The following is a 12,271-nucleotide window of genomic DNA, read 5'->3' as shown; positions in this document are numbered from 1 at the left end:
GTTTTATATGGTAATCGATACTGTTCCTGTCTGCCATTAGTTGGATTATAATAAGTCTAGTAATAATGAACAAACAATTATGAACATTAACATAAATTTACAACACGAGGTTACATCCGAAGACTCTTATGAATTAGAATACCTTGCTATGCTAATTGAAAAAGAGTGTAACTTAACCGTAAAACAAGAAAAACTTGAATCTTTATCTAAGGTGAAGGATGGCGGATTAACGATAGGAATAGCCATTGCTAGTTTAGCCTTATCTGCTGTCGGAACTTTTATTTCAGTTTTAGCATACTGGCAATCTCAAAAACCCAGATACTCTGTTTCAATGACAATTGGAACTCAAACTTATACCATTGAAAATATTTCTCCGCAACAAATTGAAAATATTCAAACTACAATTGCTCAACTTCAGTCTAGCTCAACAGAATCAAATATTTTGGTCAACATTTATAAACAATAAATCATGAACGAAACAACAGGGAAAAGAATAGCATTTGTTGTTAATGCACGGACAGGGGATGAATTGCAGGCTGGCAACCGTGATTCATCTCGTTTGTGGACTTTGTTAACCGATCCTAATCTTGGAAGATGCGAGCCTATTTATCCGCCTCTTCACAATTGTGAGAACGAATTTTCCTTTTTAAAAGAACTAAAAGAAATTCTCAAAAAATTGAATTCTAGCGATCAATTATTGTTCTATTTCTCCGGGCATGGAATTGTCAAAAATCAGCAATATTGTATTAAACTGGGCTTAGATGAAGATAGTTATTACCCTTTTAAAAATCTTATAAATCAGCTAAGAGCATCAGGAATTGAGCGTGCTATCATTATTATTGATGCTTGTCATAGTGGCAAAATCTTAAGTGAAATAGGGACTAAAAAAAACGAATTTAATCCCTTGGAAAATCTAGAACTAGAATTACCTAAAGGTATTGCTATTATTGCCTCTTGTCAAGAAAGTCAGAAGAGCTATGAATTGGCAGACAGTTCATCTAGCGTCTTCACCCATTTGTTATGTCAAGCGATAGAAGGGGGGTTAGATGGTCAAGCTACTCCCAATAGTTTAATTAGTATTTCTGATGTTATTGGATATATACAAAAACAGCTAGAAACAAATAAAATTTATAAAAGTTATCCTCAGAAACCTATTTTTACGATCAACGGAGCTAATCAACATATTTGGATTGCTAAAAATAAAAGTGGTTTACAAGAAATTGATAATAATATAGTACATAATTCCAAGATTCAGATTATCTCTTCTCAAGAAGACCTAAGATTATTATATGAAAAAACTGTTCCTAGTCGTCATCCCTGTATAGAAGCCAGAATAGAGGAGTTAGATTGGGATTCAATTATAGAATATGCTCAAAGAGTTTATCCTAATGAGTTGTGGAAAGGAAAGAACAGGGAAGACATTTTAGATTTTCTAAGTTTATATTCACCTATTGATTATTTAGGACAACGGAAACTACACAAATCAGCCGTATTGTGCTTCCATAAATATCCAGATAAAATTTTTTCCACAGCTAGATCAATTTTCGTGTTTGGACAACTTGATAGCCCACAATTCCAAAGAGAAGAAATTTGTGGCTCTCTACCTTATCAATTTAAACAATTAATGGAACGAGTGACTCAAAAAATAGAGAAAATATCTTACATAGATCAAAAAGGACTTAGACAAGAAACCGATGAAATTGACCTTGTAGTTGTCAGAGAATTAATATCAAATGCCATTACTCATAGAGATTATAATAAATCAGGAAATATTACAGTGAAGCTAACACCACAAGCTTTAGAAGTCCATAGTCCGGGTAATTTTCCTGATTCGATTTCATGGGAACAACTGATATATGAAGATCATACATTGTCTGTGCCAGTTGATGAAGCACTTTCTATGTATTTGTCAAGATTACTGGTACTGGAAGGAATAGGACGCGGATTTTCTATTATTCGTAAATATATTAAAGATAACGGCGAAGCGAGCATTACCCATACATTTAAAGGAGATATGACTTGTATTCGTCTTTTACGAATATTAAAAGAGAAAATAGGTATTTTAATACCAAGTGAAGTAGGGATTGTGGGGACTGACGCAAAATCCAAGACAAATTTGCATCACATTAGTGAAGAAGATATTTTCGCAAAAACTTTCTACTATTTAGAAGGAGAAGGACAATTACCGGGGGCGTTACTTCCTGAAGGAATAATAGTTGACGAGCAGAAACGTATTTTAACGCCTTTATTACCCCTAAAGCCTAAAATACTTGATTATTTTAGCCCAGAAGAACTCATTAAACGCCTTGCTTTTAATCCGACGACCATTGGCAACCAATCAGCCGTCAGAGTATCTTTAACTTTACCCTTATCTGGGGGAGACTTTACCATTCACAGAGAGTATCCTATTGAAGTTAACAATGCAATTACAGCGAAACCATTCTTAGAAATTTGGCCGAATTTTAAAGCCCCGAACTGGAAAGCGTATTATGCGCTATATTTTGACGATCGCACCGAAGCGACTAAACAAAATAAAATCTTTCGAGCCGTTTTCCCCGAAGCGGCAGAAATTCATCCCCTTGATCTTAAAGACTTCCAAATTACTCGTTTAGATAGTTTTCCCGATTATATTCTTTGTCAGGATGAAACAGGGATTTCTCAAGGGTTAATTTTGTTGAAAACACCTCCTAAAGTGGGGGATCAAAATCCCAATAAAACATGGACAGTAGGCGTTGATTATGGTACATCATCTACTACTGCTTATTATCAAACTGAAAATATTAGAAGACCTGTAACCTTAACTCCCCTACATCTCCAAGTTACCCAATTCTCTCAAATTAATCGTTTTTTCATTTTATATGACTACTTTATGTCTGGCGAAGCTGAAACATTTCCTGTATCATCAACTCTGACGATTAGAGGCGCTGCTGGACAAGAAAGACCTATTTTAGATGGACGAGTCTATATTCTGGGAGATGTCAGAGCGTTTGACCCCACTCAAGATGATATTAAAACCGATCTTAAATGGCACCCTCAGAATATTGCCTATACTCGCACCTTTCTAAAGCATTTAGCCCTTTTAATTACGGCTGAAGCGGCGGAAAATCATGTCAAAAAGATCAACTGGTCTATTTCCTATCCCTCGGCCTTTTCTCGCAGTGACAAAAATCTCTATAAAGTGACGTGGCAACGAATTATCGAGGATTTAGGCAAAACGACGGGAATTGACCATAAATGGTTAGACAGAGGCAACCCCTATCGTGCAGAAAGTTTAGCATTAGCCCATTATTTTGCCGATGAAGAAGGAAAAGACCTCCTTTATACCACCTGCATTGATATGGGAGGGGGAACGTCCGATATTTCTATCTGGGTTGGTAATCGTTTGATTCATCAATGTTCGGTACAGATAGCAGGAAGACTCCTCTTTTCCCAATTTTGGAAAAACCGACCTGATTTTCTTAATCAGCAATTTAATACAGATTTAAGTGATTTAAGCAGTAGTTTGCGGGATGAACCCTTTTTCGTGAAACTTGATGGCTTATTGGCGGCCGAAGGAAGCAAGTGGTTAGAACGCAATCGAACGCTGATGGACGACGATACTGATCTGCAAACGATTGTACAACTTTCTACACTAGGGATTTCAGGTTTGTATTACTATATCGGTCTTGTATTGCGTGCTTTAGACATTGAGGAAAAATACACTCGTAAGCTGAATACGCCAGTCTATATTGGGGGAAATGGCTCTCGGATTCTTAATTGGTTGGATTTAAGTGGAAGATTTAGTCCAGATTGTGAAACTTCTCTTCTTTTTAGCCGATTGCTCAGTAAAGCATCAGGATTTGAGAACAAAAAAGAACCCACTGTCCTCAGTTCTAAACCGAAAGCAGAAGTCGCTTGTGGCTTAGTTTTAGATCAAAATGTGACTCGTCTAACGGGATTACAAGATGATGATGAAGTGATTTTCGCAGGAGAAGATTGTGAGGTGAATGGGAAGGCTTTTGGCTGGCAAGATCGCCTTGATTTAACTCAATTTCAGGAAATTGAAAGCTTTAAGCTGGTTGGATCAGATGATGAGGAGGTAGGATTAGCCAATCTTCAGAAATTTCTAGAGGATTTTCAACAAGCTTTTAAGGAGTTAAAAATCACCAGTATTAAACCGCTCAGACAGTATGACGATGAACAATGGCGCAATAGTCTCTGGACAAATGTTAAGCGTTCGGTAGAATACAATTTAACGAATTTAGAAGGTCGTAACTCAGAGGATGTCAGGGTTGAACCTCCCTTTATCTTAGGGTTAAAAGCCTTATTAAAAGAATTAAATAGCAGACTATAGGAGGAAAGGAACGATGAGGGTTAGAAAAACATTTCTGATACTTTATTTAGCAACGGGATTATCTGCGGGGTTGTTAAGTGGTTGTAATCTTTCTGGGCATCAAGCACAACACTCTTCTCCTTCAACAGCGACAGGAAGTTCAATGGGGCAATCAACAACAGTTGCAGACGATCAACAGACTGCCGCTATTAAAAATTTAAAGGCACTGCGAGAAAAACGCGAGGCTCTGAATACTTTTGTTGCAAATATTCAAGTTACAGAAAATAAAGCAAAAGTAGAAAATCCTGTAGATTATGCTAAAGCAAAAAAAATTGTTGATGAACTTGCTACTGCTTACAAGACATTTAAAGATAGTTTATCTGATGATATTAAAACGAAAATCAGTTTTAATAATATTGATTCAAAGATTGAACCTATCCTAGAAGGAACTTCTCAACAGCGAAAAATTCTAGAAGATTTAGCAAGTAAACAACATAGACAAGCACAAATAAAATTACAGAATTTAGGATTCTATACGCAAACAGTTGATAGCACTGATCCAGGTCAAGATGGCGACAACCAACGAATTGCGACTAAAAAGCTATTAAAGCAAATTCTAAATGTAACCCAACCTCTCGCAACTTTAAAAATTGATAATTCATCAGAGCAACCTACTTTAACTACAGATGATTTAAAAACTCAATTAGAACAACTTAAGAAGGATATTAATCGTAATAATTGGGTATGGCCATTATTCAATACTCTTGCGTTACTTTCTGTTCCCATTAGTTTTATTTTTTTATGGAGCAGAATGACTGGCGTTCTTATCACTTATAAAACTAAGAAACCGACAGATTCATCTGATGAACAGCAAAAAATTTTAGTAGAATTGCCAAAAATTAAAAGCGTAATTGAAGGTTTGCAAGAAAAAGTTTCTTGGCTACAAATTCTACCATTTAATAAAAAACAACTTAGTAGTTCAGAAGTAAAAGAAATAGAAAAAAGCCTAGAAAACGTTAGGAAACAATTCAATGGACTATATGAGAAAATAATTATATCACAATCGATTCTTGTTGAAAGTGATAACGATAAGCAGGAGGAAGATACAAAAGCAGTTTATTTTCAAAATTGGCTAGAGGAACTACTTCAATCTATTAAAAAAGAGATAATCACTGATGTAAAATCAACTTCCCTAGATGAAACTACGCAAAATACACTGAAAGATTTAAGCAATAAATTTAGTAATATTCAAGAAATAGTTGGTAGTTTAAGTATAGGTAAAGAGGGTGGGAGTATATCTCAACATAAAGAAAAAGTTGATCAATTAGAGATTAAAATTCAAGAATATGAGGATCAAAAAGAACGTCATTTGACAAGAATTAGAGAGCTAACTGAGGAACGTAATCGACTATCGCAGAACTTAGCAAAACAACGTCAGCAAATCGAGCAGTTTAGTTCAGGAGAAGTGGAACAGTTGCGTAAGGAAAATGATAGACTTTCTAGTTCTTATCAAAACCTAGAAACACGATTGTGCAAGGTAAACATTGAAAAAGCACAACTAGAACAACAAGCTACAACTCTAAATAGCCAGGTAAACCAGTTACAGCAAGATAAAAAAGATTTAGAGTTAAAAGTTCAGACAAATGCCCAAGATATCGAAGCACTTAAAAGAGAGATTGAGCAACTAAGAAAGCTGCTTAACAAAGAGGCAATTGAGACAGTAGATATTCCCCGGCAATGGCAAAACATAATCAATTCCTATAATCAGTCTCCAGATGCTATCCTTAATATTCATGGGGTACACAAACAGGGAGAAGTGGTCGAGGATGAAGATAAAGGAGCAGAAAGACGGAATAATTGTAGTAAGCCTGTGGTTTTGACATCTAATGTGTCCCCTGATGGATTTTATATCGTATCAGTAGGAAACGATTACTTACTCTTTCCGAAACAGCACGCTATTGCCGCTTCTCAAAAGTTTACAGTATCTGCTTTATTTGATGGCTATAAAAGCGGCAACACCAGTAAATTTACCTTAATTTCACCTGCACAAGTTACCCCGGTTGGTAGCAGTGGGATGTGGCAACTGAAACACAAAGGAAGATTAGAATACAATTAATGTAAGCTAACAAGCTCAAATATTTTAGATAACTTCCCGTATTTATCAATAATAAAGCGACGAATTCTCATTAACACATCTCGACCAGTACGACCTAATCTGAAATCCAAACTACCGACTGGGGTTTAATAGCTTGATTGGCAGTTAAACGACACTGATTTAAGCGTGCCAGTCGAGTATAAACGTGCCATTCTGCTCGCTGAATATCGGTATTTTTAGCACTTTGGCTAGATTGCCAGGGAATCGCCTTTAAAACCGCGTCTATATCTTCCTTTCCGCGAATTAAAATCGGTTCTGCAATCGGTTGGATATTATCAGCAAAGGGAAGTAAATAAACGGAATCGTTATTTTTTAAACTATCGCGAATAATTTGACCGAGGCGCGTGCGTCCTTCATCATTAAAGTTAACACTACCGGTAAGATCGATCGCTAGGATAACATCTCGTCCCTGCCAACGAGCCACCAAATCTAATCCGAGTTTTTGCCAATCGGTAAGCGGTTCCCCGGGGGATACCGTTAAACATTCAGCACTTTTCATCTAACCTCGTCCGAGAGTGAAAAATTGAGCTTATCCCTATCCTTGCCCCATTGTACTAAAAAATTAATACTTCTTAAAAGTTTTTTTTGCTTTTATTCTCGATTTGCCCTAGGTTATTGTCAATAGTAACCATAGAGTAAACTAAATTTTAAAGAACGTAGGTTGGGTTGAAGCATGAAACCCAACGCCAGCATGGGTTACGCTACCGCTAACCCATCCTACAAATAATTGTGCCTCCCTACTTAAATTGCTTGTTGAGATAAGGCAAGAGGTAACAGTAAAGGGGGGAGATTCAGAGGTTAAAATGTGTCCTAGCTTATCCTCTAACCACCCAATCCTAATTCTCGTCTGAGCAATTGAATTGATTTATCCCCAATATAATTATCACTACAGATAATTTCTGGCAGACGAATTAAATCCGATCGCACTTCATTAATCAGATTTTTAATTAAAGTATAACTCGCTTGATCACTGATAATTGTCTGGGAAGTTCGAGCTAAAACTTTTAACTTATCCGTTTCATGAATTTGGGCAGACATAACTAATAAATCATCGCCCCGTAAACTATGAATTAAAATTTCGGCCACCTTAATAATACCGGTGCTAATACTGACAATCCCCAAACGGCTATCGGTGGGTAATTTTTTGATTAATGCCAATTCCTTGCTGTAATCGTAGATATCGATGGGAATGACTCGTAGGTGAAAAGGAGCGGCAATTTCCTCCGCCACACTGATAAAATAGCGACTGGTGACAACAGTGGCAGATTTAGTATTGGCTAAAACTTGGGCTAAATCCTCCATTGCCACTAATTGGACGGGAATTTTGAGGGATTGCTCTAATTCTCTCAACATTAGTTTTCCGGCACCCAAATCGTGACGGGGAATGGTGACAAGAACTTGAGAACGACACTGCGATCGCCAATCGATTTCCGCCAGTAATAACTCGCGAATTTGCTCTAAAGTTAAACCTTGAGCGAGAAAACCAGCCAAACTCTGGCGAATTAGTCGGCCTATTTCTGGATTTTGTTCCAATAGGGGCGAACCCGATAAATTATCGTTTTCATGCCCGCGAGCCTTGACATAAATCCCCGAACCTGCTATGGATTCTACTAACCCATCGTCTTCCAGTTGTTGATAAATTTTACTTATCGTATTACGGTGTAATCCCGTGATCATAGCTAGTTGACGGGTGCTAGGTAAACGATGGCCCGGGGGATACTGACGAGAGGCGATAGCGAAGCGAATTTGGTCAAATAATTGCTTAGAGGCGGGTATTTCACTGTCGGGCTGGATTTGGAACTGCATCGGATCACTTCACTCACAAACTACTTTCGCTGATGCCCATTCTATCATTAGACCCTCTGCTGTAATCGGACATCTTCCCTGATCTGATGGGTTTCCGAGGCAGTATTCAGGAGCTAGAAGCAGAAAAAAACAAGATATTATTTATTTAAACTAGAAAAGCTACTTTTTTACTTAAAAATAGTTAAAACAATCATTTTAATCCGTCCCTGAAATCCCACTCATGGGGTAGATAGTCATACCAAATCCGTTTTTAATAGTGTGATTAACTCTCAAGTTATGAATTGTTTCTCCCCACACCCCACCTCCCTATCACCCCATTTCCCCCCGCAACGCGCACGCAGTGACCCCCCCACTATACTATACTTTTTGAACAGGATTTAGTATCAACAGCTGATTAAGGTGATCGATCCTCGTGGAGAAGTTTTAAGCGATCGCTCAAGGTTTTGGTTAAGCGGACAGTTTCCCGTTTTAGCGAATTTTGTTGATAATCAAGCACATTAATCCCTTGACCGATGTTTACTGTCGCTTCGCTTCCCCATCCGGGGTAAGGCTGATTATAACTAATGCTTACCGGCAAAATCTTGATATCTGCATCGGGTTTCATGATCTTAACTTCCAACGCGATCCGCGCTACCCCCGGTTTAAGAGGATGAACCACTCGATCGCGACAGATACCCCCTTCCGGAAAAATCGCCACCATTTCCCCCGCGGCCAAAAGTTCGACGCTATGGACCAGACTACCCATACCGGGGTGATCGGTGTTGACGGGAAAACCCCCCAAACGTCGGATCAACCAACCTTGCACCCCTTTCATCTCGTTAGCGGAAACCATAAAGCGCAAATCGCGTCTACTAACTAAGCGTCCCACCGCGTAGGGTAAAATCAGCGCATCCCAACGGGAACGATGGGTAGGTGCAAGGATGACCCCCCCCGTTAGGGGGATATTTTCCTGTCCCTTAACCGTTATTTTGCTGAAAAAAGCTGGTAAAACCAGATAATTTCCCAGAAAATAACAAAAGCGAATTAAACAGGGATTAATTCGGGAATTGACAGCAGGACTTTTTCTAATGGTGAGGGACTCGTCAACGATAGTGCTTTGAGACATCCGAAGTGTTAGGAAAGATCGAGACTTTCTGACCTCTTCTACTTTAGTCTAGTTGTCTGGGGGGTCGCCATCTTGTCCTGACCAGTTCGGCAATTGTCTTGGGGGATTAAGGGTTAGGATTGGGGTTGTACTCCCGATCCTACTGGTGCGATCGAGTTTAATTGCAAAGAGGGATGATCTTCTTTGACTTGCTGTAAATTCCACTCATTTTTGAATAATAAGACGGGACGACCCCAGTAATCTTTGACAGTTAGAGTATTAAAGAGTTTACCTGCTTTTTCTAAAGCGGCCCAACCCCCGGCTACCCAACGGGCTAAACTATAGGCTAGGGGTTCGAGGGTAGTTTCGACTCCGTACTCGCTTAAAAGACGGAATTGCACCACTTCAAACTGTAATTGACCGACGGCGGCTAAAATTGGGTCGCGTTTAAATTCATCGATCGAGGATAATATCTGTACGGCCCCTTCTTCCTGTAATTCCGAGACTCCTTTTTGAAACTGTTTGAACTTGGAAGGGTTAGGATTTCTGAGATAGGCGAATAATTCCGGAGAAAAACAGGGAATACCTTCGTATTCGAGCTTTTTACCCATATAAATGGTATCACCGATCGCAAAGACCCCGGGGTTATTCAATCCGATCACATCTCCGGGATAAGCTTCTTCAATAACTGCCCGATCTTGGGCAAAAAGTTTCTGAGGACGGGATAAACGGATAGTTTTACCGGTTCTAGCGTGGTTTACTACCATATCCTTCTCGAATTTCCCCGTACATACCCGCACAAAGGCCACCCGGTCCCGATGTTTGGGATCCATGTTTGCTTGCAGTTTGAAGACAAAACCGGTGAAATCGGGATAGGTGGGATCAAGGACACCGAGGGAGGAATTGCGTCCTCTGGGTGGCAATCCATAGTCGAGGAAGGATTCTAGGAATAATTTCACCCCAAAATTGGTCATGGCGCTACCAAAAAAGATCGGGGTCATTTCTCCTGCGTGGACTGCTGGTAAATCTAATTCCGCACCCAATTCCGAGAGCAGTTCTATATCCTCTTTTAACTGGTAATACAGGTCTTTTTCGAGATGATCTTCAATTTTGGGGTCGCCAAGCTCGATCACGGTTTCCTGCGCCTCCTGAGAGCCGTGGGAGCGACGTTCAAACAGGTGTATGGTTCGGGTGGCCCGATCAAAAACTCCCCGAAAGCGATCGCCAATTCCGATCGGCCAATTGACGGGATAGGTCTGTAATCCTAATTCTCGCTCGATTTCGTCCAATAAATCCAGAGGTTCGCGGCCGGGGCGATCCATTTTGTTAACAAAGGTAAAGATAGGCAACTGTCGCAGTTTGCACACTTCAAAGAGTTTTCTCGTTTGCGGTTCCAAACCTTTGGCCGCGTCGATTAACATCACTGCATTATCGGCAGCGGCTAGGGTACGATAGGTATCTTCGCTAAAATCTTGGTGGCCGGGAGTATCGAGGAGATTAATCTGAAAATCACGATAATCGAACTGTAAAACCGTGGAAGTAATCGAAATTCCCCGTTGTTTTTCCATTTCCATCCAGTCGGAGGTGGCTTTGCGTTGGTCGCGTCTTGCTTTGACTGCACCCGCTTGATGGATTGCACCCCCGTATAGTAACAGTTTTTCGGTCAGGGTGGTCTTTCCTGCGTCAGGATGGGAGATAATGGCAAAATTTCGCCGTTTTTCCAAGACAGCTTCGCTGGTTTCTAGTTCTTTTTCAATTTCGGTCGTCATTCTAATTTCGATCGCTTTCCTATCTTTCTATTCTAGTTTAGCTGGGGAGTTAGATATCTTTATGGCTCTGATTCTAGGTTAAACTCAATCCGGCTCTGTAAAACCATTTCTGCAATTACCGCTCCTCCTTTACCTTGAGCTAAAACCCGCTCAAAACGGTTGATTAATTCGGGAATATTGATCACTTCCTCTACCGATTCTAGATATCTTTCGACAATTGCCCTGATCTTGTATCTTATCTTAGCTTGCTCCGCAACTTTTTCTAAAATTTCCTCGCAAGTCTGCTCGGTTTTAACCACAAAAGTAATGGGATATTTTTGCACTTTATCAATATCTAAAAAATATTTATCAGCAGCTATCGTTTCCGTAACTTGAAAAAATCGACCTAGGGGTTTCATGACAAAATCTATCCCCCCGTCATTGGCATTTGTTCGACCAGTTTTATATAAAAGTTAAGTATTCAGAGTTTAACTGATCAGGCGACCATCCCCAATATATTTTCTGTTCCCCATAATACTCTTTAAGAATTGCATAACTGACAATCTCAAAAACTCTAGCATCAATGTTTGGTCTGAGTAAACTCCGAATAAATTCAATGGCTTTCTGGGGATCTTGCTGTTGAATATCAATCATCTGTTGACAATAGCTGATAAATTGATTAAGAGAACTCCATAAAAAAGATGATCCAATAGTCAAGTGGTTTGATAAGGGATTTCCACAAACCACTTTGGCAAATGGGGAAGTCGATTAATCTGTTTTTCCAACTCTGCCATTGCCTTCTGAATCAACTTTACCCCAGTGTGGTAAACCTTCTCAATGAGCTTGACGACCGGATTTTTTCCTTTGAAGGTAAGGGTTTCGGCAAAGTGAAGCACCGTTTCCACACTATCGAGTAAACTCCCCTTCCAATGCTGCTCCAGCCAGCCAAAGGTACGTTCTACTGGATTGTACTTGCTGTGATAGGGGGGATAGTAGGCTAACTCAATGTTCAATTGCGACTGCTGGGCAAAGGCTACCATCCGGTTCATAAACTGAGTACGACGAGAATGGTTCTCCGGCCCATTGTCTTGGTTAATCACCAATTTGTGAATGTGGCCAAAGCGGTCTTTTACCATCGCCCACCAATGCTCCAATAAATCCACAAT

At 39.5% G+C, this 12,271-nt stretch carries 7 protein-coding genes and 2 pseudogenes; 3 read left to right on the top strand and 6 right to left on the bottom strand.

Features of this window, described 5'->3' with window-relative positions; translation table 11 throughout:
• Nucleotides 1–79 precede the first annotated feature (79 nt).
• From H6G48_RS09505 to H6G48_RS09495, 3 genes are read left to right on the top strand one after another with little or no spacing between them, the layout of a single operon-like run.
• Nucleotides 80–466 (top strand): hypothetical protein, encoded by a 387-nt coding sequence (locus H6G48_RS09505; RefSeq protein ID WP_061430453.1) that lies wholly within the window; start codon nucleotides 80–82, stop codon nucleotides 464–466.
• Nucleotides 467–469: 3 nt separating this feature from the next.
• A complete protein-coding gene (locus H6G48_RS09500; protein ID WP_190721293.1) occupies nucleotides 470–4,333 on the top strand; it encodes a caspase family protein in 3,864 nt (1,287 codons plus the stop codon).
• 13 nt (nucleotides 4,334–4,346) lie between these two features.
• Nucleotides 4,347–6,428 carry an AAA family ATPase gene (locus H6G48_RS09495; protein WP_190721291.1) on the top strand — a complete coding sequence of 694 codons (2,082 nt, stop codon included), beginning with the start codon at nucleotides 4,347–4,349 and terminating at the stop codon, nucleotides 6,426–6,428.
• A 97-nt stretch (nucleotides 6,429–6,525) separates the two neighbouring features.
• Here H6G48_RS09495 and H6G48_RS09490 read toward each other — a convergent pair.
• The 6 genes and pseudogenes from H6G48_RS09490 to H6G48_RS09460 all read right to left on the bottom strand — a co-directional run.
• Nucleotides 6,526–6,966, bottom strand: a pseudogene (locus tag H6G48_RS09490) (vWA domain-containing protein); the annotation flags it as partial.
• Between the two features lie 323 nt (nucleotides 6,967–7,289).
• Nucleotides 7,290–8,273, bottom strand: a complete 984-nt coding sequence (locus H6G48_RS09485; protein WP_190721290.1) for a GntR family transcriptional regulator — start codon at nucleotides 8,271–8,273, stop codon at nucleotides 7,290–7,292.
• A 394-nt stretch (nucleotides 8,274–8,667) separates the two neighbouring features.
• Nucleotides 8,668–9,378, bottom strand: a complete 711-nt coding sequence (locus H6G48_RS09480; RefSeq protein WP_190721287.1) for a lysophospholipid acyltransferase family protein — start codon at nucleotides 9,376–9,378, stop codon at nucleotides 8,668–8,670.
• A gap of 113 nt (nucleotides 9,379–9,491) precedes the next feature.
• On the bottom strand, nucleotides 9,492–11,126 hold the full coding sequence (gene prfC / locus H6G48_RS09475) for a peptide chain release factor 3 (protein ID WP_079206484.1): 1,635 nt from the start codon (nucleotides 11,124–11,126) through the stop codon (nucleotides 9,492–9,494).
• A gap of 59 nt (nucleotides 11,127–11,185) precedes the next feature.
• A pseudogene (locus tag H6G48_RS27155) lies at nucleotides 11,186–11,792 on the bottom strand (restriction endonuclease); the annotation flags it as partial.
• Nucleotides 11,793–11,818: 26 nt separating this feature from the next.
• The coding region (locus H6G48_RS09460) for an ISAzo13-like element transposase-related protein (protein WP_190721283.1) at nucleotides 11,819–12,271 on the bottom strand (453 nt) is incomplete at its 5' end.

This window comes from Microcystis flos-aquae FACHB-1344 (genome assembly GCF_014698375.1).
GTDB lineage: Bacteria > Cyanobacteriota > Cyanobacteriia > Cyanobacteriales > Microcystaceae > Microcystis > Microcystis aeruginosa.
This window is presented reverse-complemented; position numbering and strand designations above follow the sequence as displayed.

What these genes read in the sequence shown, in the direction of transcription:
- H6G48_RS09505 (WP_061430453.1), top strand. Translation starts at nt 80, where the DNA reads ATGAACATTAACATAAATTTACAACACGAGGTTACATCCGAAGACTCT.
- H6G48_RS09485 (WP_190721290.1), bottom strand. Translation starts at nt 8,273, where the DNA reads ATGCAGTTCCAAATCCAGCCCGACAGTGAAATACCCGCCTCTAAGCAA.
- H6G48_RS09480 (WP_190721287.1), bottom strand. Translation starts at nt 9,378, where the DNA reads ATGTCTCAAAGCACTATCGTTGACGAGTCCCTCACCATTAGAAAAAGT.
- prfC (WP_079206484.1), bottom strand. Translation starts at nt 11,126, where the DNA reads ATGACGACCGAAATTGAAAAAGAACTAGAAACCAGCGAAGCTGTCTTG.
- H6G48_RS09500 (WP_190721293.1), top strand. Translation starts at nt 470, where the DNA reads ATGAACGAAACAACAGGGAAAAGAATAGCATTTGTTGTTAATGCACGG.
- H6G48_RS09495 (WP_190721291.1), top strand. Translation starts at nt 4,347, where the DNA reads ATGAGGGTTAGAAAAACATTTCTGATACTTTATTTAGCAACGGGATTA.